Origin of the sequence: Streptomyces davaonensis JCM 4913, from assembly GCF_000349325.1 — a bacterium.
Lineage (GTDB): Bacteria > Actinomycetota > Actinomycetes > Streptomycetales > Streptomycetaceae > Streptomyces > Streptomyces davaonensis.
The window spans coordinates 8,102,555-8,127,443 of sequence record NC_020504.1 but is presented as its reverse complement, the minus strand read 5'-3'; the positions used below and the strand labels follow the sequence as shown (position 1 = coordinate 8,127,443).

26 protein-coding genes and 2 pseudogenes are annotated in these 24,889 nt (G+C 70.8%); 13 read left to right on the top strand and 15 right to left on the bottom strand.

The window, feature by feature from the left end:
• The first annotated feature begins 73 nt into the window (after positions 1-73).
• The gene (locus BN159_RS35960) at positions 74-541 is read left to right on the top strand and encodes a pyridoxamine 5'-phosphate oxidase family protein (protein WP_015661955.1); all 468 of its coding nucleotides are present in this window, start codon (positions 74-76) and stop codon (positions 539-541) included.
• On the opposite strand, the gene BN159_RS35955 is transcribed toward BN159_RS35960, so the two are convergent.
• Positions 519-1,442, bottom strand: a complete 924-nt coding sequence (locus tag BN159_RS35955) for a LysR family transcriptional regulator (RefSeq protein WP_015661954.1) — start codon at positions 1,440-1,442, stop codon at positions 519-521. The two genes, BN159_RS35960 and BN159_RS35955, sit on opposite strands and share 23 nt — an antisense overlap.
• 74 nt (positions 1,443-1,516) lie before the next feature.
• Between BN159_RS35955 and BN159_RS35950 the strand changes: the two genes are divergently transcribed.
• The 3 genes and pseudogenes from BN159_RS35950 (at position 1,517) to BN159_RS47880 (ending at position 3,808) form a co-directional block, all read left to right on the top strand.
• Positions 1,517-2,476 (top strand): DMT family transporter, encoded by a 960-nt coding sequence (locus BN159_RS35950; RefSeq protein ID WP_015661953.1) that lies wholly within the window; start codon positions 1,517-1,519, stop codon positions 2,474-2,476.
• A 65-nt stretch (positions 2,477-2,541) separates the two neighbouring features.
• Positions 2,542-3,453 (top strand): annotated as a pseudogene (locus BN159_RS35945) (IS701 family transposase); the annotation flags it as partial.
• Between the two features lies 1 nt (position 3,454).
• The gene (locus tag BN159_RS47880; protein ID WP_015661951.1) at positions 3,455-3,808 is read left to right on the top strand and encodes an IS701 family transposase; all 354 of its coding nucleotides are present in this window, start codon (positions 3,455-3,457) and stop codon (positions 3,806-3,808) included.
• Positions 3,809-4,046: 238 nt separating this feature from the next.
• Here BN159_RS47880 and BN159_RS35940 read toward each other — a convergent pair whose 3' ends face one another.
• A complete protein-coding gene (locus BN159_RS35940; protein WP_041820355.1) occupies positions 4,047-5,378 on the bottom strand; it encodes an aminotransferase class I/II-fold pyridoxal phosphate-dependent enzyme in 1,332 nt (443 codons plus the stop codon).
• 35 nt (positions 5,379-5,413) lie between these two features.
• Here BN159_RS35940 and BN159_RS35935 point away from each other — a divergent pair, with 35 nt between their 5' ends.
• Positions 5,414-6,091, top strand: a complete 678-nt coding sequence (locus BN159_RS35935) for a pyridoxamine 5'-phosphate oxidase family protein (RefSeq protein WP_015661949.1) — start codon at positions 5,414-5,416, stop codon at positions 6,089-6,091.
• A 157-nt stretch (positions 6,092-6,248) separates the two neighbouring features.
• On the opposite strand, the gene BN159_RS35930 is transcribed toward BN159_RS35935, so the two are convergent.
• Together BN159_RS35930 and BN159_RS35925 are read right to left on the bottom strand one after the other, a co-directional pair.
• Positions 6,249-7,253 (bottom strand): EamA family transporter, encoded by a 1,005-nt coding sequence (locus BN159_RS35930; RefSeq protein WP_041820353.1) that lies wholly within the window; start codon positions 7,251-7,253, stop codon positions 6,249-6,251.
• Between the two features lie 85 nt (positions 7,254-7,338).
• Positions 7,339-7,884, bottom strand: a complete 546-nt coding sequence (locus BN159_RS35925; RefSeq protein WP_015661947.1) for a Clp protease N-terminal domain-containing protein — start codon at positions 7,882-7,884, stop codon at positions 7,339-7,341.
• Positions 7,885-8,081: 197 nt separating this feature from the next.
• Between BN159_RS35925 and BN159_RS35920 the strand changes: the two genes are divergently transcribed.
• A complete protein-coding gene (locus BN159_RS35920; protein WP_015661946.1) occupies positions 8,082-8,270 on the top strand; it encodes a hypothetical protein in 189 nt (62 codons plus the stop codon).
• Positions 8,271-8,384: 114 nt separating this feature from the next.
• Complete coding sequence (locus BN159_RS35915; RefSeq protein ID WP_015661945.1) at positions 8,385-8,813, top strand: type II toxin-antitoxin system Rv0910 family toxin; 429 nt, start codon at positions 8,385-8,387, stop codon at positions 8,811-8,813.
• Positions 8,814-8,877: 64 nt separating this feature from the next.
• Here the strand turns inward: BN159_RS35915 and BN159_RS35910 are convergent, their stop codons facing one another.
• Positions 8,878-9,507: a PadR family transcriptional regulator gene (locus BN159_RS35910; protein ID WP_015661944.1), complete on the bottom strand. Its 630-nt coding sequence runs from the start codon at positions 9,505-9,507 to the stop codon at positions 8,878-8,880.
• A 163-nt stretch (positions 9,508-9,670) separates the two neighbouring features.
• On the opposite strand from BN159_RS35910, the gene BN159_RS35905 reads away from it, so the two are divergent.
• The gene (locus BN159_RS35905) at positions 9,671-10,480 is read left to right on the top strand and encodes a PhzF family phenazine biosynthesis protein (RefSeq protein ID WP_015661943.1); all 810 of its coding nucleotides are present in this window, start codon (positions 9,671-9,673) and stop codon (positions 10,478-10,480) included.
• Positions 10,481-10,532: 52 nt separating this feature from the next.
• Here the strand turns inward: BN159_RS35905 and BN159_RS35900 are convergent, their stop codons facing one another.
• The gene (locus BN159_RS35900) at positions 10,533-11,333 is read right to left on the bottom strand and encodes a CPBP family intramembrane glutamic endopeptidase (RefSeq protein ID WP_015661942.1); all 801 of its coding nucleotides are present in this window, start codon (positions 11,331-11,333) and stop codon (positions 10,533-10,535) included.
• 90 nt (positions 11,334-11,423) lie between these two features.
• The gene (locus tag BN159_RS35895; protein WP_015661941.1) at positions 11,424-12,941 is read right to left on the bottom strand and encodes a glutamate-cysteine ligase family protein; all 1,518 of its coding nucleotides are present in this window, start codon (positions 12,939-12,941) and stop codon (positions 11,424-11,426) included.
• Between the two features lie 130 nt (positions 12,942-13,071).
• Between BN159_RS35895 and BN159_RS45890 the strand changes: the two genes are divergently transcribed.
• The 4 genes from BN159_RS45890 (at position 13,072) to BN159_RS35880 (ending at position 15,856) form a co-directional block, all read left to right on the top strand.
• Positions 13,072-13,275: a hypothetical protein gene (locus BN159_RS45890; RefSeq protein WP_157901131.1), complete on the top strand. Its 204-nt coding sequence runs from the start codon at positions 13,072-13,074 to the stop codon at positions 13,273-13,275.
• Positions 13,276-13,493: 218 nt separating this feature from the next.
• Positions 13,494-14,093, top strand: a complete 600-nt coding sequence (locus BN159_RS35890; RefSeq protein ID WP_015661940.1) for a hypothetical protein — start codon at positions 13,494-13,496, stop codon at positions 14,091-14,093.
• 329 nt (positions 14,094-14,422) lie between these two features.
• Positions 14,423-14,629: a DUF5999 family protein gene (locus BN159_RS35885; RefSeq protein WP_041820347.1), complete on the top strand. Its 207-nt coding sequence runs from the start codon at positions 14,423-14,425 to the stop codon at positions 14,627-14,629.
• Between the two features lie 201 nt (positions 14,630-14,830).
• Entirely contained in the window at positions 14,831-15,856 is a 1,026-nt protein-coding gene (locus BN159_RS35880; protein ID WP_015661938.1) for a LacI family DNA-binding transcriptional regulator, read from the top strand.
• Here BN159_RS35880 and BN159_RS35875 read toward each other — a convergent pair.
• The 4 genes from BN159_RS35875 to BN159_RS35860 are packed head-to-tail and all read right to left on the bottom strand — an operon-like array spanning position 15,849 to position 20,094.
• On the bottom strand, positions 15,849-16,901 hold the full coding sequence (locus BN159_RS35875) for an endo-1,4-beta-xylanase (protein WP_015661937.1): 1,053 nt from the start codon (positions 16,899-16,901) through the stop codon (positions 15,849-15,851). The two genes, BN159_RS35880 and BN159_RS35875, sit on opposite strands and share 8 nt — an antisense overlap.
• Before the next feature lie 59 nt (positions 16,902-16,960).
• Positions 16,961-17,797, bottom strand: coding sequence for a carbohydrate ABC transporter permease (locus tag BN159_RS35870; RefSeq protein WP_015661936.1), 837 nt, complete (start codon positions 17,795-17,797; stop codon positions 16,961-16,963).
• Positions 17,794-18,792 carry a carbohydrate ABC transporter permease gene (locus tag BN159_RS35865; RefSeq protein ID WP_015661935.1) on the bottom strand — a complete coding sequence of 333 codons (999 nt, stop codon included), beginning with the start codon at positions 18,790-18,792 and terminating at the stop codon, positions 17,794-17,796. The genes BN159_RS35870 and BN159_RS35865 overlap by 4 nt, the downstream gene beginning before the upstream one ends.
• 6 nt (positions 18,793-18,798) lie before the next feature.
• Positions 18,799-20,094: an extracellular solute-binding protein gene (locus tag BN159_RS35860; protein ID WP_015661934.1), complete on the bottom strand. Its 1,296-nt coding sequence runs from the start codon at positions 20,092-20,094 to the stop codon at positions 18,799-18,801.
• Between the two features lie 256 nt (positions 20,095-20,350).
• Between BN159_RS35860 and BN159_RS46085 the strand changes: the two genes are divergently transcribed.
• Entirely contained in the window at positions 20,351-20,530 is a 180-nt protein-coding gene (locus BN159_RS46085) for a hypothetical protein (RefSeq protein WP_162146267.1), read from the top strand.
• A gap of 98 nt (positions 20,531-20,628) precedes the next feature.
• Here the strand turns inward: BN159_RS46085 and BN159_RS44390 are convergent.
• The 4 genes and pseudogenes from BN159_RS44390 to BN159_RS35840 all read right to left on the bottom strand — a co-directional run.
• Positions 20,629-20,844, bottom strand: a pseudogene (locus tag BN159_RS44390) (family 43 glycosylhydrolase); the annotation flags it as partial.
• 78 nt (positions 20,845-20,922) lie between these two features.
• On the bottom strand, positions 20,923-23,457 hold the full coding sequence (locus BN159_RS35850) for a sensor histidine kinase (protein WP_015661932.1): 2,535 nt from the start codon (positions 23,455-23,457) through the stop codon (positions 20,923-20,925).
• 2 nt (positions 23,458-23,459) lie between these two features.
• On the bottom strand, positions 23,460-24,143 hold the full coding sequence (locus BN159_RS35845) for a response regulator (protein WP_015661931.1): 684 nt from the start codon (positions 24,141-24,143) through the stop codon (positions 23,460-23,462).
• A 112-nt stretch (positions 24,144-24,255) separates the two neighbouring features.
• A complete protein-coding gene (locus BN159_RS35840; RefSeq protein WP_015661930.1) occupies positions 24,256-24,888 on the bottom strand; it encodes a potassium-transporting ATPase subunit C in 633 nt (210 codons plus the stop codon).
• Position 24,889 lies beyond the last annotated feature (1 nt).

Sequence of the window (24,889 nt, the reverse complement as noted above, 5' to 3'; positions counted from 1 at the left end):
AGACAGCCCATTCTTTTCTGACGTGATGTCAGAGGATCTCCTCTGACACGACGTGGGAGAAAGAGGGGGCCGCATGACCGTCACTCAGCGCCGGGGCCGGAAGATCATGATGACGCCGGGCGAGCTGGACGAGTTCCTGTACACCCAGCGCACCTGCCGGGTCGCCACGGTGTCGGCGGACGGCGCCCCGCATGTGAGCACCCTGTGGTTCGCCTGGGACGGCACCTCGCTGTGGCTGTACTCGGTGGTGCGCAGCAGGCGCTGGACCCAGCTGCGCCGCGACCCGCGGGTCGCCGTGGTGATCGACACGGGCGAGGAGTACGACGAGCTGCGCGGCGCGGAGCTGTCCGGGACGGTGGAGTTCGTGGGCGAGATCCCCCGCACCGGCGAGCTGTGCGCCGAACTCGACGCCATCGAGACGCTGTTCGCGCGGAAGAACTTCGGCCTGGAGGAGATGCCGCATGACGGCCGGCACGCATGGATGCGACTGACTCCGCGGAAGACGGTGTCCTGGGACTTCAGAAAGCTGGGGTCGAGCTAGCCCCGACCCGCTCCCCCGCCGCCCGCAGCGCCTTCACCGCCGCTCTGATCGAGGGACGTCGGTCCGCGTCCGCCCGCCAGATGACGTACACATGTCGCCGCACCCGCTGCCGCAGCGGCACCGCGACGACACCCGCGGGCATGGGGTTACGGCCCAGCAGCGGGACCACGCAGACGCCGAGCCCCGCGGCGACCAGGCCGAGTTGGGTGTGGGTCTCGGCCGCGCGGTGGCCGACGATCGGCTCGATGCCCTTGGAGCGCAGCGTGAACATCAGCCACTCGTGGCAGAACTCGCCCTGGCCCCAGGTGATCCACTCGTCCTCGGCGAAGTCGGCGAGGTCCACCTCCTCGCGGTCCGCGAAGCGGTGGTCGACGGGCATGGCCACATCGGCGGGGTCGTCCAGGATGGGCGCCTTGACCAGGCCGTCCGGGAGTGGCATCGGCTTGTTGTACCAGTCGAGCACCACGGCCAGGTCGAGATCGCCGCGGACCACTCCGGCGACTCCGTTCTCCGGTTCCAGCTCGCTGGAGCGCAGGCGCAGCGCCGGGTGCTCGGCGCGCAGCGCGGCGAGGGCGACCGGGAAGAGCCCGCGCGCGGCGGTCGGGAACGCCGCCAGTCTCAGCTCGCCCGCGACCTGGCCGCGCTGTGCCTCCAGGTCGGACTGGGCCAGCTCGACCTGGGACAGGATCCGGGCCGCGTGCTCCGCAAGCAGCCGTCCGGCGTCGGTGAGCCGCACGCCTCGGCCGTTCTTGGCGAGCAACTGCTGGCCGACCTCCCGCTCCAGCTTGGACATCTGCTGCGAGACGGCGGAGGTGGTGATGTGCAGCCCTTCGGCCGCGCCGCTGACCGAGCCGTGCCGGGCGAGGGCGTCGAGGGTGCGCAGGCGCTCCAGGTTCAACATGTAAGCAATACTACGAGATACGGCTCGCGAATTCTCACTTGTGCTACGAGATCGTCGTACCGCACCCTGGTCCCATGACCCGCTCCCGCTCGCTGCTCGACTGGCGCCTGCGCTTCGCCGCCCTCTCCCTGATCTGGGGCTTCAGTTTCCTGCTCATCAAGGTGGGCACCGACGGCTACGCCCCGTTCCAGGTCACCTTCGGCCGACTGCTGTTCGGTACCGCGGTGCTCGCCGTCGCCATGGCGGTACGGCGGGAGGGGCTCCCGCGCGGGGCGCGCACCTGGGGGCATCTGACGGTCGCGGCGCTGCTGCTGAACGCGCTGCCGTTCTCGCTGTTCGCCTACGCGGAGCTGACGATCCCCTCGACGCTCGCGGGCATCTGCAACGCCACCTCCCCGCTGTGGGGCATGGCCCTGTCCCTGGTCGCCCTCTCCGAGGACCGGCCCACCCGGCTCCGGGTCGCGGGCCTCGGCCTGGGCTTCCTCGGCGTCCTGACGGTGCTCGGCGCCTGGCAGGGCTTCGCGGGCATGGACGCGCGGGGCACCGCCATGGCCCTGCTGGCCTCGCTCTGCTACCCGATCGGCTGGATCTACGTCCGGCGCACACTGGCCGGGGCCGACGCCTCGAACCTGTCGCTGACCGGCGCCCAGTTGCTGCTCGCCACTGGGCAACTGGCCGTCGTCACCCCGCTGTTCACCAGCGCCCCGACCGACTTCCCGCTGCTCCCCCTGCTCGCGGTCGCGGCCCTCGGCGCCCTCGGCACCGGCTTCGCGGTGCTGCTCCAGTACGGCCTCGTCGCCGAAGTCGGCCCGACGACCGCCCAGATGGTCACGTACTTCATCCCGGTCATCGCCACCGCGGCGGGCGTCGCCCTGCTCGGCGAGTCCCTGACCTGGTCGACGCCGGTCGGCGCGCTGATCGTCCTGGCGGGCGCGGCACTGACCCAGATACGCCCGCGCGAGCGGGGACCGGTGGCCGTCGAAACCGAGCCGAGCGAGCCGCCCGCACGGGAGCGCGCCGAGGCGGCGTCCTAGTAGGGCTTGGTCAGGTCGGTTGTGGTGTTGCGTGTCCTGCTGGGCCGGTGTGGCGTTGAGAGTGTGTGACTCCGGACGAGATTGCGTTGGTGCGTGGTGAGTTGGAGACGTTCGCGGCGGAGGTGTTCGAGCCGTTTGCGCGCAGGGATCAGCGACGGTGGGGGCAGGTCTATCTGCGGGGGCTGCTGACCGACGGGCAGCGTAAATCGGTCGAGCCGATGGCCGCCCGCCTGGGTGAGGACGGGAACCGGCAGGCACTGGCCAACTTCATCACCACCAGTCCCTGGGACCCGGCACACATCCGGGCCCAGCTCGCCTGGCGGATGGAGGAGAGGATCGGGCCCGACGCCTTCGTCTTCGACGACACAGGGTTCCTCAAGGACGGGACTGCCTCGGCGTGTGTGTCGCGGCAGTACACCGGCACGGCCGGCAAGGTCACCAATTGCCAGGTCGGCGTCTCCCTCCACCTCGCGTCCGACCACGCCTCGGCGGCGGTCAACTGGCGGTTGTTCCTGCCCCAGAGCTGGGATCCCGCCTCGCCGAAGGCCGATGCGGACAAGGTCGCCCGCCGCACAGCCTGCGGTATCCCGGACGATGTCGGGCATGTGGAGAAGTGGCAGCTGGCCCTGGATATGCTCGACGAGACCCGCTCCTGGGGCATCGAGGTGCCGCTGGCCGTCGCGGACGCCGGATACGGTGACGCCGCCGCGTTCCGGAACGGACTGCAGGAACGCGGCCTGAACTACGTGGTGGGGATCTCCACCACGCTGTCTGCCCAGCCCGCCGACGCGGTGCCGGTGGCCGAACCGCACTCCGGGTCCGGACGCCCGCCGGTGGCGAAGTATCCCGACAAGCCGCGGCCGGTGAAGGAGCTGGTCATCGCGGCGGGCCGGAAGGCGGCCCGGCCGGTGCAGTGGCGGGAGGGCTCCCGGCCCGGCACCGGCCGCTCCGGCCGCAAGCGGATGGTACTCCCGCTTCGTGGCGCTGCGGATCCGGCCCGCCGGACGCGAGGTCCGCCAGCACGTCGACGGCCCGGAACTGCCTGTGTGCTGGCTGCTGGCCGAATGGCCGGCCGGCGAGAGCGAGCCGGTGCAGTACTGGCTGTCCGACCTGCCCTCCGGCATGCCCCTGACCACACTGGTCCGCCTCGCCAAACTCCGCTGGCGCATCGAGCACGACTACCGGGAGATGAAACAGGCCCTGGGACTCGCCCACTTCGAGGGCCGGACCTGGAACGGATGGCACCACCACGTCACCCTCGTCTCCGTCGCGCACGCCTTCTGCACGCTGCAACGACTGGCCCGGACCCCAAAAGAAGCAGCGCCGGCCTGAGCCTCTACCAAGTCGTCCGCGAGCTACAGACACTCCTCGCCCTTTGGGCCGGCGCCTGCCCCACCTGCCACCGGGACATACCCACACCCATACGAACCTGACCAAGCCCTACTAGGGCGTCCGACAGTTCCCGTCGTCCGCCCGGCGGCGACGGGGGTGCCTCCGCGCGAGTCGGGCGAAGCCGGTTCACGCGTGCGTGCCAGGCGTCGCGTGGCAGGCGGGAATTGCCGGACAGGCGCTAGACCCCACTGCGGTCCGGAGCGGGCCGTACGGCCGAGGCGATGGCGTCGGCCAGGGGGCCGGTCTCCGCCTCCGTCAGGGTCGAGACCGTGACGCGCATCCCGGGGCCTGAGTTCAGGCGGAAACGGGCGCCGGGGGCGACGGCCCAGCCCGCGTGCAGGAGACGCGAGACGGCGCCCGTCTCGTCCGGGACCGGCACCCAGACGTTCATGCCGGTGTGGCCCCGCGCGGTGACACCCCGTTCGGCGAGCGCGTCGATCAGCAGACACCGGCGGCTGCCGTACCGCGCCGCGACCGCCGCGGGGTCGATGGCGCCGTCCGCCCACAGCCGGGCCACGGCCCGCTGGAGGGTCAGACTGACCCAGCCGGGCCCCAGGCGCTGGCGGCCGCGCACCCGGTCGACGGTGACCTCGTCGCCGGTGAGCACCGCGAGGCGCAGATCGGGGCCGTAGGCCTTGGCGGCGGAGCGGATGAAGGCCCAGTGCTGCGTAATGCCGGCCAGGGGGCGCAGCGGGACGTCGACGATCGCGTGACCGTGGTCGTCCTCGATCAGCAGGGTCCGCGGGTACTCCCGGAGCACGGAACGCAGCACACGCGCGCGTGTCGCGCTCACCGCGGCGCCGGTCGGGTTCTGGGCCCGGTCGGTGACGAGCAGGGCGCGGGCCCCGGCGCCGAGCACGCGGCGCACATCGTCCGGGAGCGGTCCCTCGTCGTCGACGCCCACGGGCGCCGTGCGCAGCCCGAGCGCCGGGACGAGGTCGAGGGCGCTGCGCCAGCCGGGGTCCTCGACGGCGACGGTGTCCCCCGGCCTCAGATGCGCGGCCAGGACGCGCTCGATGGCGTCCAGCGAGCCGGAGGTGACGGCCAGCGGCCCCTCCGCGACCCCGTCGGCGTCCAGTTGCGCCCGCGCGATGCGCGCCAGCTCGGGATCCACGGGCTCGTCGCCGTACAGGACCGGATCGCGGTCGCCCCGCTCCGTCGCCGCCGCGAACGCCGGGCCGAGCGGGGGCAGGAGAGCCGGGTCCGGGTTGCCGTTCGCCAAGTCCCGCACTCCGGCGGGCACGTCCGTGCGGACGTACTCGCGGGCGGTGGTGGCCGGTTTGGGGCGCACTCGGCTGCCCCGGCGCCCGGCGGTCTCGATGACCCCGCGCTCCCGCAGGGTGCGATAGGCCGCCGCGACCGTATTGGGATTCACGCCCAGCTCGATCGCCAACTCTCGCATGGGCGGCAGCAGTTGCCCCGGTTCCAGCGCTCCGGAACCGACCGCGGCCTCGATACCGGCCGCAATCTCTGCTGCGCGCCGACCAGTGATCCGATATTCTCCTAGCACAAACCAGATTATGCACTAGTGCAATGGAGACCGCAATGCAGGGGACGCAGCAGCCGACATCGGAGCCCACCGCCTACACGCCGACCGATCGCACCGTTCCCACCCGCTCCGCCGAGCGGGCGTCGTACGACAAGGAGCTGGTGCACTCGATACTCGACGAGGCCTATGTCTGCCACCTGGGCTTCGTCCGGGACGGTGCGCCGGTGGTGCTGCCGACGCTCTTCGGGCGGGTCGGTGACCGGCTCTACGTCCATGGCTCGACCGGTTCGCGCCCGCTGCGGATGACGGGGCAGGCCGACCCGGGGCTCGAGGTGTGCCTGACCGTCACGCATGTGGACGCGCTGATCCTGGCCCGGTCGGCCTTCCACCACTCGATCAACTACCGGTCCGTGGTGGTGCACGGCGTCGCCCACCAGGTGACGGACCCGGAGGAGAAGCGCCTCGCCCTCGACGCCCTGGTCGACCACGTGGTCCCGGGCCGCTCGGCGGACTCCCGGCCCGCGAACAAGAAGGAGCTGGCCGCCACGGCCGTCATCCGCCTCGACCTGAACGAGGTCTCCGCGAAGCTCCGCACGGGCGGCGTGAACGACGAGCCCGAGGACCTCGCCCTCCCGCACTGGGCCGGAGTGGTCCCGCTGCGCAAGGGCTACGAGACCCCGCTCGACGACCCGGACCTGGCGCCCGGCACGGAGCTTCCCGCCTACCTCGGGTGACCGAAGGCCCCGCCGGCTCTTCGCGCCCACCGCCCCTGTCGCCGGCGGCCTCGGCGCCTTGCGATCGCACGCCCCCGCACTCGGCCCCGCTCGGGTCTCCCCCATCGCCGCCGTCGGCACGCCCTCCGGCGGCCGACGGGAGGGGCCGGCCAGACCCTTACGCGGCCGCGCTCCGGGCAGCCGGCTCCCGCTCGCCGCCGCCGCCTGCGACCGGTTCCGGGGAGCCCTTGCTCGGGGCCGAGGACTGGGCGATGAAGGCGCCGAGCAGGACGACCGCGCCGCCGATGATCTGCGGGGCGGAGAGGTGCTCGCCGAGCAGGACCCAGGCCAGCACGGTCGCGATGACCGCCTCCAGGCAGGCGACGACGCCCGCGACCTGCGGGGATAGCCTGCGCACCGAGACCACGCCGGTGACGTAGGCGACGACGGTGGCGATCAGCACGATCCAGGAGAGCAGCAGCGCGGCCGCGACCGGGGTGCCGTTCATGTCCGCGCTGTCCGCGAGGACGGACCACTCCATCGACCAGGGACGGGCCACGACGGTCAGCACGGCGGCGCCGACGAGGAGGCCGTAGGCGATGACGCCGAGCGGGTCCGGGGCCTCGTCGGCCGAGTCGGTGCCCTGGTCGGACAGGACGAAGTAGCCGACCTGACAGCAGGCGGCGCCGAGAGCGAGGAGCAGGCCGAGGGCGTCGAAGCTGAGGCCCGCCCACACCTCGACGACACAGGCGAGCCCGCCGACCGCGAGGACCACTCCGAGCGCGGCGGCCCGGGTCACCGGACGCCGCTGCACGAACCGCACCCAGCCCAGCACCAGCGCGGGCGCAAGGTACTCCACGAGCAGCGCGACCCCGACCGGGATCCGGGAGATGGAGGCGAAGTAGAAGGCCTGCACACCGGCCACACCGAGCAGTCCGAACCCGGCGAGCAGCGCGGGGCGGCGGCGCACCAGGTCCCGGTGGCGCACGGCGAGCGGCAGCATCACCAGGGCCGCTCCGGCCACCCTCAGCCACACCACGTGCAGCGGGTCGAGCCCCGCCTCGATCAGCGGCTTGGCCGCGACACCGGATCCCCCGAAGGCGAGCGCGGAGACGAGGGCGAGGCCGAGCCCCATCCCCTTGCCGCGACTGCCCTGACTGCTCTCTGACGTACGCACCGGCACATGATGACAGGCGATGACATGAGCGTCACCCCCGATGACACCTGTCTCAGCGAATGGACGGCACGGGGAGGCTCTGGCTTCGCCCTCAGTAGCCGCCCTCCCAGGCGTGCCGCTCCGGTCGGCTGTCGATCCGGGCGTACACCTCGACCGCGCTGATCCCCGCGCGGGCGAGCACCTCGACCGCCCGCGTCTCCTTGTCCACGACGATCGCCGCGAGCAGATCGACGCCCCGCGCGGGTTCGTCGCCCCGGCTGGCGGCACGGGCACAGGCGTACTCCAGCGCGCCCGCGGCCAGCGGCGAGAGCCCGTCGGCCTCGGTCACCACGGGCACGGCCCCGGAGTCCTCGACGCTGCCCTGCCAGCGCAGGCCGTAGCCGATGCTGCGCTGGACGAGATAGCCGAGCAGCCGGGCGATCTGCGGCCCGTCGCCGAAGACGGACCGCACCTCGGGGTCGTACTCCAGCAGGGAGTGCAGCAGATGGGCGGTGTCGACCTGGCGGTCCGCGTCCCGCACCGCACGTCGGCGGGCGCCGGAGATCACCGCTGCCAGTTCGGCCGTGAGCCGGGCATCGTCGTCCGGGCGCCCTCCGGTCTGGTCGTGGTCCGGCTGACGGGGGATACGGGGTTGCACACCCTTACCCCATCAGCCCCGGCGGACCGGGTCATCCACGGAGGGATGCATTTTCGCGTCCCACGCGGAGTGGACCCGGCGGGCCGGAATCTCCTCCTTGAGGATGAGATCAGGCCCTTGTCGCCCGATGGGCGCGCGCCGCCTTGCACCGCGCCTCGTACGCAACCACGGCGCCCTCCTGGACGTCCAACAGGTGCATGGAGAGCACGTGCTGGCTGGTCGCGTTGCCGGCCGTCGACGGCAGACAGTACGTCTACCGGGTGTACGCCCCGGAGGACGCGCTGCCCGCCGACCTGTTCTGGGACGCCTGGCACTGCCACGACGAGAGCACGCACCCGCGCGCGTGGGACCTGTTCGACGCGGCGGTCATCCGACTCGTCGGCTGAGGCTCTTGCCGCACAACTTCCCTGCACACTTCCTGACGGTTCATCAGTATTGAATGTTCCAGGCCCTGCGACTACGTTCCGCGACACCGTAGCCCGAGACGAAGGGGTGGTCGCATGGCCGAAGTCAGCGCGGAGGCACGGATCGGGGCACCGGCCGACAAGGTGTGGGCGCAACTCGTCGACTGGCCCGCGTACGGCGAGTGGAACGCGACCCACACCAGCTTCCCCAAGGGCGGGCCGACGGCGCTCGAAGTGGGCGGGACCTTCCAGGAGAACATGAAGCTGATGGGCTTCCCGGCCGAGGTCGAGTGGACGATCGAGGAGCTGGAACCGGCCCGGGTGCTGGCGCTGCGCGGCAAGGGCCCGATGGCCGTGAGCGTCGCCACCCGCTACACCCTGACGCCGGACGGGGACGCCACGACCGTGCGCATCGACGGGGAGTTCACCGGCGCCGCGGTGTCCCTGATGGCCGGGCGCCTGAAGGACTCGGGCACGGCAGCCCTGAACGAGTCGCTGCGGAAGCTGGCGGGATTGGTGAGCTGAGGGCCGTACGACGAGAACGGCGCCCCGCGGAAGGCTCCACGGGGCGCCACAGCGACAACTGCCGTCAGTCCTCGTCGGCAAGGATCAGATACAGCTTCTTGCGCGCTTCGTTGATCACGGAGATCGCCTTCTCGCGCTGCTCCTTGCTGCCGGTCTTCCAGACCTGACCGAAGGCTTCCATCAGGCCGAACCCGGCCTGCCGGATGTCGTTCACGGCCTCCCAGTCCACGCCTCGGGAGGCTTCCTCCCAGGGCGCCTCGGGGCCGTCGTCGGCCGCGGTACGGCCGGACTCGGTGAGGGAGAACAGCTTCTTGCCGCCCTCGCTCTCGCTGGTGATCAGGCCCTCGTCCTCCAGCAGTTGGAGGGTCGGGTACACCGAGCCGGGGCTGGGCTTCCACGCCCCGCCGCTGCGCTCGGCGATCTCCTGGATCATCTCGTAGCCGTGCATCGGCCGGTCCTTGAGCAGGGCCAGGATCGAGGCGCGCACATCACCGCGCCGCGCCCTCCCCCGCGGTCCGCCACGGCCCCTCGGCCCCCAGTGCCCTCCCGGGCCGGGGCCACCACCGAACCCCGGGCCACCGAAGCCGGGACCACCCGGCCCGAAGGGCCCGAAGGCACCCCGCCGACCGTCGAAACCGCCCCGGCCCTCACGACCGGCACCACCGTGTCCACGCTCGAATCCATGGGAACGCATCGCAATCACTCCATTCCATCGTTGATCTGTCGCGATGCGTCAACGATATATCGGAACTGTTCTTACGACAACCCCCTCCCGACAGCCCACCGCGCCCGAAATCGGTCCAGCACCCCCGAATTGGCCTTGGCCTGCGGCTTTGTCGCCCCTCTACGGTCGGGGGATGCGCATCCGAATCGTCGACGCCTTCACCGACCGCCCCTTCTCCGGGAACCCCGCCGGGGTCCTGCTCCTCGACGCCTTCCCCGCCGACGACTGGCTCCAGAAGGTCGCCATGGAGGTCAACCACGCCGAGACCGCGTTCGCCCACCGACTGTCCGACGACCCCGAGGCCGACTGGGCGCTGCGCTGGTTCACGCCGGCGGCCGAGGTCGCGATGTGCGGACACGCCACGCTCGCCACGGCCCACGTCCTGCGCTCCACCGGCGCCCACGAGGGCCCGGTGCGGTTCGCCACCCGCAGCGGCGTACTGATCGCCACGCCGCGCGAGGACGGCTCCTTCACCCTCGACTTCCCCACCGCCCCGCTCACCGCGACCGAGATCCCGGACGGCGTCGCCGTAGCGCTCGGCGCCGAGCCGCTGAGCACGTTCGACACCGGCCCGAACGTGGGCGATCTGCTGGTCGAGCTCGCCGACGAGAAGACCGTCCGCGCCCTGACCCCCGACCACCGGGCCCTCGGCGTCTTCTCCGAGCGGGGCATCATCGCCACCGCCCGCGCGGAAGACCCCTCACAGGGCTACGACTTCATCTCCCGCTGCTTCTTCCCGAACGTGGGCATCGACGAGGACCCGGTCACCGGCAGCGCCCACACCGCCCTGGCGCCGTTCTGGTCCGACCGCCTCGGCCGCCCCGACCTCACCGGCCTCCAGGCCTCCCCGCGCTCCGGCCTGGTCCGCACCGAGGTGCGCGGCGACCGCACGCTGCTGAGCGGCAGCGCGGTCACCGTGATCGACGGTGAACTGCTGGCCTAGCAGCCGAAAGGGGCGTACGAGATGTTCGTACGCCCCTTGTTGCCCCGCCTGCTCAGGCCGTGGGCAGCCAGTCCACCTTCCCCGCGAGCAGCGCGTACCCGACGAACGCGCCGATGTCGAGCAGCGAGTGCGCCACGACCAGCGGTCCGACGCGGCCCCAGCGGCGGTAGAGGTAGACGAACACCACGCCCATCACCATGTTGCCGATGAAGCCGCCGATGCCCTGGTAGAGGTGGTACGAGCCGCGCAGCACGGAGCTGGCCACCAGCGCGGTGCCGGGTGTCCAGCCCAACTGGTGGAGCCGGCGCAGCAGATAGCCGACCACGATGACCTCTTCGAGGATCGCGTTCTGGAGCGCCGACAGGATCAGCACCGGGTACTTCCACCACACCTCGGGCAGCGCCTCCGGCACCACGGTGAGGTTGAAGCCGAGGCCGCGTGCGGCGAGGTAGAAGGCGATGCCGCTGCTGCCGATCACGGCGGCGATCGCGGCGCCCCGGCCCAGGTCGAACCAGGGGCGGGTGCGGTCGAAGCCGAGGGCGCGCAGGCCGCTGCCCTCGCGCATCAGGAAGTGCGCGACGAGGAGCACCGGCACCAGGGAGGTGGTGATCCCGAAGAGCTGCCAGGCGAGGTCCAGCCAGGGGCGGCCCGGCGCGGCGGAGGCGTTGAGCGTGGCCGCCTGGTCCTTGAGGCCGCCGGGTTTGGTGACCGAGCCGATGAAGCTGATCAAAGCGGAGACCCCGCTCGCACCGAGCGAGAGCGCCAGTACCAGCAGCGTCTCGTCCCGCAGGATGCGCCGCGCGGGGCCCTCCGGAGGGAATGAACCGGCCACCGGGCTCGCCTCCGCCTGCACACTGCCTCCCAGGGGCACCACCGTCATCGGACGTCACAGCTTGCCCGACCAGTATGCGGTGGACGGCGGCGGCCCCCGTTCAGGGTGCCCTCAGCCGAGCGGGACGGTCTCCGGCAACCCCACCGGCCAGGTGTGCACGGGCTCGCCGAGGTGCATCAGCTCGGCGTAGCGGCGGGTCGTCGCCGCCAGGGCGGCATCGCGGGACAGTCCCTGTTCCAGAGCCCGGTGGAAGGTGGCGGACTGCCAGGACGCGCCGTTGGCCCGGCGCCTGCACCGCTCCTCGATGACCCCGAGATACAGATCCCGGTCGGCGCGCTCGACACCCCACGCCTCAAGACCGGCCTCCGCCAGCGGCAGCAGTTCATCGCGTACGAGGGCGGCCGCGTCGACCTCCGTGACGCCGCCGTACCGGCCGCGCCGGGGCCACAGGAGGCGGGCGTCGATGCCGTGCCGGCAGGCGGTGTCGAAGTTGGCGGCGGCGGCCTCGAACGGCAGCCGGGTCCACACCGGGCGCTGTTCCTCGGCGAGGGCGCGGATGACGCCGTAGTAGAAGGCGGCGTTGGCGATGACGTCCGTGACGGTGGGTCCTGCGGGCAGTACACGGTTCTCGACACGGAGGTGCGGGACGCCGTCGGCGATGCCGTAGACCGGGCGGTTCCAGCGGTACACCGTGCCGTTGTGCAGGACGAGTTCGGCGAGCGAGGGGACACCGCCCTCGTCGAGCACGCGCAGGGGGTCCTCGTCGTCGCAGATCGGCAGCAGGGCGGGGAAGAAGCGCAGGTTCTCCTCGAAGAGGTCGTAGGCGGAGGAGATCCAGCGTTCCCCGAACCAGGTGCGCGGGCGGACGCCCTGGGCCTGGAGTTCGGGCGGGCGGGTGTCGGTGGACTGCTGGAACAGCGGGGGCCGGGACTCGCGCCACAGCTCCCGGCCGAACAGGAACGGCGAGTTGGCGCCGACCGCGACCTGCGCGGCGGCGACGGCCTGCGCGGCGTTCCAGACGTCGGCGAAGCGGGCCGGGGTGACCTGGAGGTGCAGTTGGACCGAGGTACAGGCGGCCTCGGGGGCTATGGACTTCGAGGTGCAGGTGAGATGCTCCACGCCCGCGATGTCGAGCACGAAGTCCTCGCCGCGGGCGGCCACGATCTGGTCGTTGAGGAGCGTGTAGCGGTCCACGTCGGAGAGGTTGGAGGAGACCAGGTCGTCCCGGTCGAGTGTCGGCAGAATGCCGATCATCACGATTCCGGCGGACAGCTCTCCGGCTTTTCGGTGGGCATATGCCAGGGAGGTACGGAGTTCCTCCGCGAGCTGGTCGAATACCTGCCCGCCGAGCCGGTGTGGGGCAATGTTGACTTCCAGGTTGAACATGGCGAGTTCTGTTTGGAAATCCCGACTCGCGATCCGCTCGAGAACCTGCGCATTCAACATTCTCGGCATGCCGTCGGCTCCAGCGAGATTCAATTCGATCTCGAGCCCCATGAGGTTCTTCGGGCGATCGAACCGCTTCTCCGCCAGAAGCCGCTCCAGGCCCGCCAGACACTTCCGGAGCTTGTCGCGGTAGCGCTGGCGGTCGGACAGATCGAACCGACCTGCCACGACCTTCTCCCCCATCGAAGCATCCCTCCTCGAATGGGCGGGCCGAAGATCCGGCCGCCGGTGTCCCGGGTCAGGTGGGATGATGCCCCAGCCGAAGCGATCGATAACGTCCCGGCCGGGCCCTCCTCCCGCTAGGCTGTCGGACGTGACCGGCGGCACATTCGCCGGGCATGCGTCAGGACGCGGTTTCGGGCGGCTCGACGAACTCGTGAAAAACGCCGACGAGAATTGGCCGACCGCTTCTCGCGCATTTCCCGAGGTCACCGCGACAGCGTCCTTCCGGAATCGGGATGATTACCGCGGATCGCCGACCGAATGCGCCCTTGCCGAGTGCGCCGAAAGCGGCTAGACGAAACACTCACTGAACACTTGTCGTATAAACTCCGCGGACAAGGCGGAAGGCTGGCGCCCGGTCGGAGAACCTGCCGTAGCGATGGACGTACGGCAGGCCTCACGCACACCCACGCATCCCAGGCCTCGGCCCACGCCTCTCCGCCCCCGCGAGCTGACAGCGCCGTCCGCCCCGCCCTCGCGCCACCGTGCCCGTCTCATGAGAGGCGACCCACCATGCCGCTGCATGTCCCCCCGGCTCCCGCGCCCGCACTTCGCTCCGTCCTCGCCGCCCTGGGGTCTCCCACCGCGGTCCGCGAGGCCCGAACGCCCTCCCTGCGCGCCGCCCAGGGACCCGCCACTCCGGAACTGCCGTTGCCGGTGCACGTCCTGGACGGCATCACGGCCACCGGACCCTCCGCCACCGGACCCTCCGTCACCCGGCTCGCCGGATGGCGGTTCCTGATCCGCTGCGGCGACCGCGCCGTGGCCGCCGCCGAGACCCGCCTGACCCCGGACGGCTGGGCCTTCTCGCACTTCTTCGAGGGGCCCTACATCACGTCCACCGAGCAAGCGCTGCGCCAGGCCGAGACGATGCAGCAGCCGTTCCAGCCCCGGCTGCTGTCCGTCCCCGGCCTGTACATGCTCACGCTCTGGCTGCACGGCGACCCCGCCGCCGACGCCTCCGCCGGACACCCTGAGCCCACGGACCTGCTGGTCCCGCTGGCCCCGGCGCCTCCCGGCATCGCGGCCCACCGGCCGCACCAGGCCGCCGATCTGCTCCCGGTGCTCACCCACCGCGTGACCCCGGCGCCGCTGCTCGGCTCACCCGCCTGAGCCGCCGTCCCACGCTCCCCGTACCCCGCCGCCGCCACGCCGGTCGCGGGGTACGGCGCTGTCTGCGGCGCCGCCCCGCTCGTACGAGCGCGACAACGCTCCACAGAGCTTCCGACCTGCATGGACTAGTCCGCTCCGGCCACTGCGAACCACCCGAAAGGACAGTGCAGTTGGACTGAACCGTCCGCGCGAGTGATGCGTCATGAACCTGTGAGAAGCGGTGCACCGAAATCCCTGCGGATCGACGCCCGTGGGGCAACACTGGGTTCGAACCACTTGTCGCAACGGGGGCGGCCATGAACATCACGACAGAGCGAAAGATCCCACCCATGTGCCAGCACCAGCCACCGTGTCCCTCCGCAGACTCCGCCGACCGGGAATCGGCGCGCCTCGTGGCGCACCACCCGGAACAGGGCTGGAGCCTGCTGTGCAACGGCGTTCTGCTCTTCGAGGACACCGGTGAGCTCCTGCCCGACGGCCAGATCATCGCCCCGCACCGCCCGCTGGGCGCCGACCAGGTGATGACCGCGGCCTGAGCGCGGCCGGGCGGCCGATGCGGCCGCCCGGAGACCTTGGGGGCCGGCCGCAGACCCGTTCTGCGCACCGGCCCCGACGCACGTCCGGGGGCGGTCACTGACCGTAGTCCTCCATGTGTGCTCCGGTCCGGACTTCCACGGGCACCGGTTTTCCGGAAGACTTCTGGAAGTTCTCGGCAACGGGTCGACGGAGGTGGGCAGTTGTCAGAGGAGCGCGCCGAGGGCAGGGTCACCATCACGGAGATCGCCCGACAGGCCGGGGTCTCGGTGCCCACCGTCTCGCGGGTCGTCAACGGCCGGTCCGACGTGTCCCCGCGGACCCGTGCCCGCGTGGAGGACCTGCTGCGCGCGCACGGGTACCGGAAACGGGCCTCGGCCGCCCCCGCCACCCTCGTGGACCTGGTCTTCAACGACCTCGACAGCCCCTGGGCGGTGGAGATCATCCGCGGCGTGGAGGAGGTCGCGCACGCGGCCGGCGTCGGGACCGTGGTCTCGGCGATCCACGGCCGCTCGGGCGACGCCCGGGAGTGGCTGCGCAATCTGCGGGCCCGCGCCTCCGACGGCGTCGTCCTGGTCACCTCGGCCCTGGAGCCGGTGCTGCACGAGGAGTTGCGGCTCCTCGGCGTGCCGTTGGTGGTGGTCGACCCGGCGGGCTCACCCGTCCTCGACGTGCCCACGATCGGCGCCGCCAACTGGTCGGGCGGGCTCGCGGCCACCGAGCATCTGCTGGCCCTCGGCCATCGCCGGATCGGCCTGATCGCGGGCCCGCCGCGGCTGCTGTGCTCCCGGGCCCGCTTCGACGGCTACCGCGCCGCCCTGGAGGGCGCCGGTCTCGCGGTGGACGACTCCCTGGTCCTCCCCGGCGACTTCCGCCCCGAGTCCGGCTGTACGGGCTGCACGGCGCTGCTCGATCTGCCCGAGCCGCCGACCGCCGTGTTCGCGGCCAGCGACCAGATGGCGCTCGGCGCGATCGAGGCACTGCGCCGACGGGGCCTGAGGGTCCCGGAGGACATGAGCGTGGTCGGTTTCGACGACCTTCCGGAAGTGCGCTGGTCGGCGCCGCCGCTGACCACGGTGCGCCAACCGCTCGCCGACATGGGCAAGTTGGCCGTCCGCACCGTGTTGCGCCTTGCCGCGGGCGAGCGGCCGGACTCGCCCCGGGTGGAACTGGGCACGGAGCTGGTGGTGCGGTCGAGCACCGCACCACCGTCCGCGCCTGCTACTTGAGCGCCTCCCGGATCGCGTAGTACGCGGGCTTGGGCTGGAGCTGCTCGTCCCACGGCAGGGCCGCGCCCTCGCCGTCGAAGAAGGCGGGGATCCAGGAGTACTTGTCCGTGTAGTCCCAGATGGTGATGCCGACGCACCGGCGCACCGCCAGACACGCCTCGGTCAGGTCCGCGTACCACTGGGCCTGCGTGGCCAGCTTCTCCTCGTCCGCGGGCACGTACATCCGGATGTCGACCTCGGTGAGCGCGGTGTCCAGACCGAGCTTCGAGAAGCGGCGGAGGTTGTCCTCCAGCGTGGTCGGATAGCCGTACTGGAGCGCCAGATGGGCCTGGAGGCCGATGCCGTGCAGCGGGACGCCCTCGGCCCTCAGCTCCTTGGCGAGCTTGAAGTAGGCGTCGCTCTTCGGGCCGATCGACTCGATGTTGTAGTCGTTGAGGTAGAGCTTCACCCGGGGATCGGCCTGGTGGGCCCAGCGCAGGGCGTCGGCGATGTAGCCGGGGCCGAGGGTCTTGTAGAAAACGGTCTCCCGGTAGGTGCCGTCCTCGTTGAAGGCCTCGTTGACGACGTCCCAGGCGAACACCTTGCCGCGGTAGTGCCGTACCTCGGTCTGGATGTGCTTCTTCAGTACGGCCCGCAGCTCGGGCGCCGTCCACTCGCGGCCGGTCAGCCAGTCGGGCAGCTGGCTGTGCCAGACCAGCGTGTGGCCGCGCACCTTCTGGTGGTTGGCGCGGGCCAGGTCGACGATCTCGTCGCCCGCGGTGAAGTCGAAGACGCCCTGCTGGGGTTCGGTGGCGTACCACTTCATGCCGTTGCCGGGGGTGATCTGATCGAACTCGCTGCCCAGGATCGCCTTGTACGGCTCGTCCACCAGCTCGGGGTTGTCGGTGGCGCTGCCGAAGTAGCGGCCGTGGCGCTGGGCCAGGTCGGCGAGGGTGGGCGGCTCCTCGTGGGTGGTGGCGCCCTGGGCGGAGGGGGCGGTGACGGCGACCAGTACGGCGGCCACGGCGCCGACGAGTCTGAGACGGTTCCTGCGGTTCTTGCGCATGGTGCGACTCCTCACGGAACAAAGGGGGTGTGGGTGAGCCGTACGTCCGCGGGCGCGGGTCATCCCTTCGTGGCGCCGGCGGTCAGGCCGCCGACGAGCTGGCGCTCGGCGACGGAGTAGAAGGCCAGGGCGGGGACCATGGCGAGGACGAGATAGGCGAAGACGCGGGCCACGTCCTGCGAGTACTGGCCCTGGAACTGCTGGACGCCGATCGGGATGGTCCACCAGGTGGGCTCGTTGAAGACGAGCAGCGGCAGGAAGAAGTTGTTCCAGCTGGTGACGACCGCGAGCACCGAGACGGTGCCGAGCGCGGGCCGCGCCATCGGCAGCAGCACGCGCCAGAAGAAGCCGAGCGGGCCGCAGCCGTCGAGGGTGGCCGCCTCCTCCAGCTCGCCCGGGATCTGCCGGAAGAAGCCGCGCAGGATGATGATGGTCATCGGCAGCCCGAACGCTGCCTGCGGCAGGATCACGCCCAGCGGGTTGTCCAGCAGGTTCATCGAGCGCAGCAGCAGGAACAACGGCAGCGCCGCCACCGCGAAGGGGAACATCAGCCCCATCGTGAACAGCGTGAACAGCACCTCGCGGCCACGGAAGGCGAACCGCGCGAAGGAGAACGCGGCGAGCGCCGAGGCGGCGACGACGATGACCGTCGTGGCGACCGCGATCAGGGTGGAGTTCCCGACCAGCCGCCAGAAGTCACTGGAGGCGACGATGTCGGTGTAGTTGCCGGTCACCCAGGGATCGGGCAGTCCGATGGGGTTGCTGGAGAGCTGGTCGGTGGACTTGAAGCCGGAGAGGACCGCGTACAGCAGCGGTATGCCCATCACCGCGCCGACGGCGATCAGGACGAGGTGCAGCGGCAGATTCCGCCCCCGGGTCTTGGGCCGGACGCTCATGTGGCGCCTCCTCGCATGGTCGTGGTCGCGCCCTCCAGGTCCCGGCGGAGCACGAACCGCTGGTAGGCGAGGGCGAAGACGAGGCTGATGCCGAACATGACCACGCTGATCGCGCTGGCGTAGCCGACCTGGTAGCGCTTGAAGCCGAACTGGAACATGGTCACGGCCATGGTCTCGGAGTGATGATCGGGGCCACCCGCGGTGACCACCCACACCAGGTCGAAGAGCTGGATCGCCCCGATGACGGACAGGAAGACACTGATCCGCAGGGTCGGCGCGAGCAGCGGCAGGGTGACACTGCGGAACCGCTGCCAGGGCCCGGCGCCGTCGATCAGCGCGGCCTCGTGCAACTCCTTGGGGATGGCCTGGAGTCCGGCCAGGTAGAGCATCATGTGGAAGCCGAAGTACTTCCAGGTCATGACCAGGAACAGGGTGGCCATCACCATGTCCGGGTCGGCGAACCACTCACCGCCCAGACCGTCCAGGCCGATGCCGCCGAGGACGTGGTCCGCGAGCCCGTCGCCCGGGGCGAAGATCATCGCGAAGAGCACACCGGTGATGGCCTCGGACAGGACGTACGGCGCGAAGAAGAGCATCCGGTAGACGGCCCTGCCGCGCACCTTCTGGTTGAGCGCGACGGCCATGGCGAGCGCGAACGGCAGTTGCAGCACGAGCGAGAGCAGCACCAGGACCAGACAGCGCCACAGGTCGCCGATGAAGACCGGGTCGTCGAAGAGCCGGGTGAAGTTGTCGACGCCGATGTACTCGGAGGGCATGCCGAAGCCGCCCCACCGGAAGAAGGCGGCGTACAGCGCGAACAGGATCGGCAGCAGGACCAGAACGATGAACAGCACCAGCGCGGGCACCTGGAAGGAGACCGCGGTGAGCCAGTGCAGCGCGCGCCGGCGGGCCCGCCCCCGGACCGCGTCGGCGGCCGGGGGCGGCAGGTCCGTGTCGGAACCGCTCCGCTTGTCCGGGAGGAAGGTGGACGTCATCGGCGCTTACTGCTCTTCCTTCGCGACGTCGGTGATCGACTCGGTGACTTGCTCCGGCGACTTCGACCCGGCGATCAGCGCGGCGACACTGTCGTTGACCTCCTGGCCGAGGGCGGGCGCATACGCCTGGTCGAGGTAGAGCTGGAAGCCGGTGGCGGCCGTCAACTCCTTCTGTACGGCCTCGATGTTGGGGTCGGTGATGGCGCTCGCGGCGGCCGGTACGACGGGGAGCACGCCGGTCTTCTTGACCAGCTCCAGGTCGGTCGCCTCGCTGGCGAAGAACTTCAGGAAGTCCACGGCCTCCTGCGGGGCGCCGCTGCGCAGGGCGTGGCCGCCGCCCCCGCCGAACACCTCGGTGATCGTGCCCTGTCCGCCCTCGACCTCGGGGAAGGCGAAGAAGCCGAGGTCGTCCCCGAGCCCCTTGCCCGCGTCGGCCTGTACGACGGGCGCCCACTGGCCCATCAGCTCCATGGCCGCCTTGCCGTTGCCGACGGTGGCCGACTGCCCCGTGGGGCCGGAGTAGGAGGCGCCGAGGAAGCCCTTCTGGAACGGCTCCAGGTCGACCAGTTCCTTGAGGTGCTCGCCGGCCTGGACCAGGCCGGGGGCGGTGAAGTCCTTGTCCTCGTTGGCCTTCTGGAGCGCTCCGACACCGGCGGTGCGCATCGCGAGGTAGGCCCAGTAGTACATACCGGTCCACGACTCCTTGCCCGCGAGGGCGAGCGGGGTGATACCGGCGGACTTCAGCTTGCCGACCGCCTCCAGGAAGGCGCCCCAGGTGGTCGGGGGCGCGCTGATGCCCGCCTTCTTGAAGAGCGCCTTGTTGTACCAGAAGCCGATCATGCCGATGTCGAAGGGGATTCCGAATACCTTCTCGTCGAGCAGATACGGCTGCTTCGATACCGGCACCAGGCCCTCGGCCCAGTCCTTGGTGCGGTCCGTGAGGTCCTCGACGAGTCCCGCGTCGACCTGCTGCTTCAGTACGCCGCCACCCCAGGTGTGGAAGATGTCGGGGAGCTTCCCGGAGGCGGTCAGCGCCGTCATCTTCGACTTGTAGGCGTCGTTCTCCAGCTGGACGATCTTCACCTTGACCTTGGGGTTCTGCGCCTCGAACTTCTTCGCGAGGGCCGCCCATACGTCCTTCGTGGGCTGGGTGGTGGAGATGTTCCACCACTCGATGGTGGTCGTGCCGTCGGACGACCCTCCGTCCGAGTCGCCGCCACAGCCGCTGAGTGCCGTCATGCTCAGACCGGCCGCGGCGGAGGCCGCCAGGAAGCCGCGGCGGGACAGTGCCGGGTCGCCCATCATGCGCTCCTTGAGATCCGGGACGGCGCGTGCACCCGTCCACCAGGGGTTTCGACAATTCCGTTTCGAAAGTTTCGGTCGAATGACAGAAAGCTTCGCTGCTGCCGCACCCTAGAGACAGCGCTGGACGGGTGGCAACCCCTCGTACACAGGGAATCCGTCTCCGGCTCGCCCACAGCCGCAAGGGAGTTGGGATCGGCGGTCCGCCGCGCGCCGCTCTATGCACTCGAACCGGCCCAAACCCGCACTGCCCGCGATGACGTACATGCTGATCACCCGCCCGGCGAAGCCGCCCGCGACCTGGGTGGAGAGACAGCGTCCGTCGAGCCCGACCGCCGTCGCCCCGCCGTCGGCACTTTCGACCGAGAAGACGACCGTGTCGGGCCCGCCGGCCCGGACCCCCTCCGCGGGCCGCGGAAAGTCGGCCGAGCGATGACGCCGACCGTGCCCCGGTACACCCGGGGCGCTCGGCCGGCGACCAGGAGCCGTCGGGGCGGCGGCGCGGGGAGACGAGGTGCGGGGCGAGGGGGAGCAAGCCGGTTCGAAGGGCCCCCTGGGTGAGCGGGCGCGGGCGATGGACACGCTGTGCCCGTCCGCGGTGCCGCCCTCGGCGACCAACAGCTACCGCCACTCCCCGATGCGGTACAGATGCGGCCCTTCGGGGTCTGCCATGCCCGACCCCGACCACACCGGCATCGGCCCGTCGAGCACCTCCCCCGCCATGGGGTCGATGCGCGCGAGCCCACGCCCGCGACGGCACTCCAGCAGGTGAACCGAGCGAAACATTCGGCCCACTCGGCGAACATTACGGAGCAGGGGGTGGAAAGGCTAGGCGGCGGGCGTACGGGCTTCCGGGCGACTCCCCTGGGCCCTGGGCAGGCTCAGCACCATGGTCAGGCCGCCGCCGGGAGTGTCCTCGGCGTGCAGGGTGCCGCCCATGGCCTCGGCGAAACCCCGGGCGACCGCGAGCCCGAGCCCGACACCGGCACCCCGAGGGGCGTCACCGTAGCGCTGGAAGGGCTCGAAGACACGCTCCTTCGCCTCGTCGGGGACGCCGGGTCCGCGGTCCACCACACGCACCTCGACGCGGTCGGCGATGGCGCTGGCGGAGACGAGGACGGAAGTTCCGGTCGGGCTGTACTTGACGGCGTTCTCCACGACGTTGGCGACGGCTCTCTCCAGCAGCCCCTTGTCCACGTTGACCATGGGAAGCGTTTCCGGAATGTCGAGTTCGACGCTGTCCTCGGGCACCCCGCCGAGCGCCATCGGCACCACCTCGTCGAGGTCGATCTCACGGACGATCGCACTGACCGTGCCGGTCTGGAGCCGGGACATGTCGAGGAGGTTGCCCACCAGATGGTCCAGCCGGTCGGCGCCCTCCTCGATCCCGGCCAGCAGCTCCGCCTCGTCCTCCTCGGACCACGCCACGTCGTCGGAGCGCAGGCTGCTCACCGCCGCCTTGATCCCGGCGAGCGGGGTGCGCAGATCATGACTGACGGCGGCCAGCAGCGCGGTGCGGATGCGGTTGCCCTCGGCGAGCGCGCGGGCCTGGTCGGCCTCCTCACGGAGCCGGCGCCGGTCCAGGACGACCGCGGCCTGCGCGGCGAACGCGGCGAGCACCCGGCGGTCCTCGGCAGGCAGCACCCGGCCGGTCAGCGCCAGCGCCATGTGGTCCCCCACCGGTACGTCGACATCGGCGCCCTCGGGGTTCGTGCACGGTCTGGGGCCCACGCTTCCGGCGCAGGTCCACGGGTCGACTTCACTCGCCCGCTCCAACAGGGCGGCGGACTCCATGCCGAAGGTCTCCCGGACCCGCTCCAAGAGCGCTTCCAGGCTGGTCTCGCCGCGCAGCACATTCCCCGCAAGGAAAGAGAGGATCTCGGACTCGGTGCGCAGCCGGGCCGCCTGATGGGTGCGACGGGCGGCGAGGTCGACCACCGAGGCGACCGAGACGGCGACCCCGACAAAGATCGCGATGGCGACGATGTTCGTCGGGTCGGCGATCGTGAAGGTGTGGACGGGCGGGGTGAAGTACCAGTTCAGCAGCAGGGAACCGACCACCGCCGAGGCCAGCGCGGGCAGCAGACCGCCCAACAGCGCGGCCGCCACCGTAAGCGTCAGGAAGAGCAACATGTCGTTGGCGAGGCCGACTTCGGGGGTGACGCTGGTCAGCAGGAAGGTGAGCAGCACGGGACCGAGCCCACCGACGGCCCAGCCCCAGAGGATGCGCAGGCGGCCGAGCCGGGCACCCCGGGGAACGGGCAGCCCGCCCCGGCCCTTGCCCACCTCGTCGTGGGTGATCAGGTGGACGTCCAGGTCGGGCCCCGACTCCCGGGCGACGGTGGCGCCGACGCCGGGCCCGAAGACGTACTGCCAGCTCTTGCGCCGGGACACGCCGAGCACGATCTGGGTGGCGTTCACCCCGCGCGCGAAGGCCAGCAGCGCCGCCGGTATGTCGTCGCCGACGACATGGTGGAAGGTGCCGCCGAGATCCTCCACGAGGGTCCGCTGCACGGCGAGTTCCTTGGGCGAGGCCGCGGTCAGCCCGTCACTGCGGGCGATGTACACGGCGAGCACCTCACCACCCGCGCCCTTCTCCGCCAGCCGCGCCGCCCGCCGGATCAGCGTCCGCCCCTCCGGACCGCCGGTCAGCCCCACCACGATCCGCTCCCGCGAACCCCAGATCTTCGACACCCGGTGTTCGCCCCGGTATTCGCGCAGGTACTCGTCGACCCGGTCGGCCACCCACAGGAGCGCCAGCTCCCGCAGAGCCGTCAGGTTCCCGGGCCGGAAGTAGTTCGACAGGGCCGCGTCGACCTTGTCCGGCTGGTAGACGTTGCCGTGCGCCATCCGCCGCCGCAGCGCCTGCGGCGACATGTCGACCAGCTCGATCTGATCCGCCCGCCGCACCACCTCGTCCGGCACCGTCTCCTGCTGCCGCACCCCCGTGATGGACTCCACCACATCCCCGAGGGACTCCAGATGCTGGATGTTGACGGTCGATATGACATCGATCCCGGCCGCGAGCAGCTCCTCCACGTCCCGCCAGCGCTTGCTGTTGCGGGAGCCGGGAATGTTGGTGTGGGCAAGCTCGTCGACGAGGACCACTTGGGGCCGGCGGGCCAGGACGGCGTCCACGTCCATCTCGGTGAAGGTCGTGCCCCGGTACGCCAGCTCCTTGCGCGGAAGCTGCTCCAGACCGTGCAGCATCACCTCGGTACGCGGCCGGTCGTGGTGCTCCACGAACGCCACCACGCAGTCCGTACCGCGTTCCACCCGCCGGTGGGCCTCGGAGAGCATCGCGTACGTCTTGCCGACGCCGGGTGCCGCACCGAGGTAGATCCGAAGCCTGCCGCGTCCCATGGTCATCCTTCGAAGCGGTAACCCATGCCGGGTTCGGTGATGAAATAACGGGGGTGAGAGGGGTCCGCTTCCAGTTTGCGGCGCAGTTGGGCCATGTAGACCCGGAGATAGTTGGACTTGCCGCTCTGGGAGACCCCCCAGACCTCCTGGAGCAGCTGCTTCTGTGTGATGAGCCGGCCAGGGTGGGTCATGAGGATCTCCAGCAGGTGCCACTCCGTCGGGGTCAGCCGCACATCGCGCCCGTGCCGGACGGCCTTCTTGGCCAGCAGGTCGATGACGAACTCGTCCGTCTCCACCTTCGTGGTCTCCGGTGAGAGAGGGAGGACCTCGGTACGCCGGACGGCGGCCCGCAGCCGGGCCAGGAGCTCGTCCATGCTGAACGGCTTGGTGACATAGTCGTCGGCGCCCGCGTCCAGGGCGGCGACCTTCTCGTCGGACGCCCGCCGGGCGGAGAGCACGAGTATCGGCACGCGGCTCCAGCCACGCAGGGCCTTGATCACGTCGACGCCGTCCATGTCGGGCAGGCCGAGGTCGAGCATCACCACGTCGGGCCGGCGGGCCGCCGCCAGCCGAAGCGCGGTGGCTCCGTCGGGCGCCGCGTCCACCTCGTACCGGCGGGCCTGCATGTTGATCACGAGCGCCCGGACGAGCTGGGGATCGTCCTCAACGACCAGCACGCGGGTCATCGATGTGCGCCTTTCCGGTCGTACAGCGGGCTTTGGACTTCATGGCGGCGGGAGTCGGCGGAACCCGGACGTGTTCCGGGCCGCCGACTCCCGTTCGGGTCGGGTAACGCCATCAGCTCTTCGCCACGAGTTCCTTGAGGGCGATGTTGAGTTCCAGGACGTTCACGCGGGGCTCACCGATGAAGCCGAGGGTGCGGCCTTCGGTGTGCCGGTCGACGAGCTTCTCGACCTCGGCGACCGGCAGACCGTTCTTCTCGGCCACCCGGTGGACCTGGAGGTCCGCGTAGGCCGGGGAGATGTTGGGGTCCAGGCCCGAGCCGGAGGAGGTCACCGCGTCGGCGGGTACGTCGGATGGCCGCACCGTGTAGTCCCCCGTCGAGTTCTCCTTGACGACCTTGGCCTTCGCCTCCTTGACCCACTGGAGGAGTTCGGAGTTGTCGCCGGAGCGGTTGGTGGCGCCCGAAAGGATCAGCGAGTACTGGGTGTTGACCGAGTTCTCACCCAGTCCGTTGGCGGGGCGCGGCTGGAAGTAGTCCAGGCTGTAGCCCTGTTGACCGATCAGCGACGAGCCGACGACCTTGCCGTCCGCCTTGATCTCCGAGCCGTTGGCCTTGTCGTTGAACAGGGCCTGGGCCACGCCGGTGACGGCCAGCGGATAGATGATGCCGGTGAGCACGGTCAGCACCAGCAACGCGCGCAGTCCCGCCCCGAGCAACCGGGCTGTGTTCACAAAGGAGTTGTTCATG

Coding starts and splice junctions, on each gene's coding strand:
- BN159_RS35960 (WP_015661955.1), top strand. CDS start 74: ATGACCGTCACTCAGCGCCGGGGCCGGAAGATCATGATGACGCCGGGC.
- BN159_RS35955 (WP_015661954.1), bottom strand. CDS start 1,442: ATGTTGAACCTGGAGCGCCTGCGCACCCTCGACGCCCTCGCCCGGCAC.
- BN159_RS35950 (WP_015661953.1), top strand. CDS start 1,517: ATGACCCGCTCCCGCTCGCTGCTCGACTGGCGCCTGCGCTTCGCCGCC.
- BN159_RS35935 (WP_015661949.1), top strand. CDS start 5,414: ATGCAGGGGACGCAGCAGCCGACATCGGAGCCCACCGCCTACACGCCG.
- BN159_RS35920 (WP_015661946.1), top strand. CDS start 8,082: ATGGAGAGCACGTGCTGGCTGGTCGCGTTGCCGGCCGTCGACGGCAGA.
- BN159_RS35915 (WP_015661945.1), top strand. CDS start 8,385: ATGGCCGAAGTCAGCGCGGAGGCACGGATCGGGGCACCGGCCGACAAG.
- BN159_RS35910 (WP_015661944.1), bottom strand. CDS start 9,507: ATGCGTTCCCATGGATTCGAGCGTGGACACGGTGGTGCCGGTCGTGAG.
- BN159_RS35905 (WP_015661943.1), top strand. CDS start 9,671: ATGCGCATCCGAATCGTCGACGCCTTCACCGACCGCCCCTTCTCCGGG.
- BN159_RS35895 (WP_015661941.1), bottom strand. CDS start 12,941: ATGGGGGAGAAGGTCGTGGCAGGTCGGTTCGATCTGTCCGACCGCCAG.
- BN159_RS35890 (WP_015661940.1), top strand. CDS start 13,494: ATGCCGCTGCATGTCCCCCCGGCTCCCGCGCCCGCACTTCGCTCCGTC.
- BN159_RS35885 (WP_041820347.1), top strand. CDS start 14,423: ATGTGCCAGCACCAGCCACCGTGTCCCTCCGCAGACTCCGCCGACCGG.
- BN159_RS35875 (WP_015661937.1), bottom strand. CDS start 16,901: ATGCGCAAGAACCGCAGGAACCGTCTCAGACTCGTCGGCGCCGTGGCC.
- BN159_RS35870 (WP_015661936.1), bottom strand. CDS start 17,797: ATGAGCGTCCGGCCCAAGACCCGGGGGCGGAATCTGCCGCTGCACCTC.
- BN159_RS35865 (WP_015661935.1), bottom strand. CDS start 18,792: ATGACGTCCACCTTCCTCCCGGACAAGCGGAGCGGTTCCGACACGGAC.
- BN159_RS35860 (WP_015661934.1), bottom strand. CDS start 20,094: ATGGGCGACCCGGCACTGTCCCGCCGCGGCTTCCTGGCGGCCTCCGCC.
- BN159_RS46085 (WP_162146267.1), top strand. CDS start 20,351: ATGACGTACATGCTGATCACCCGCCCGGCGAAGCCGCCCGCGACCTGG.
- BN159_RS35850 (WP_015661932.1), bottom strand. CDS start 23,457: ATGGGACGCGGCAGGCTTCGGATCTACCTCGGTGCGGCACCCGGCGTC.
- BN159_RS35845 (WP_015661931.1), bottom strand. CDS start 24,143: ATGACCCGCGTGCTGGTCGTTGAGGACGATCCCCAGCTCGTCCGGGCG.
- BN159_RS35840 (WP_015661930.1), bottom strand. CDS start 24,888: ATGAACAACTCCTTTGTGAACACAGCCCGGTTGCTCGGGGCGGGACTG.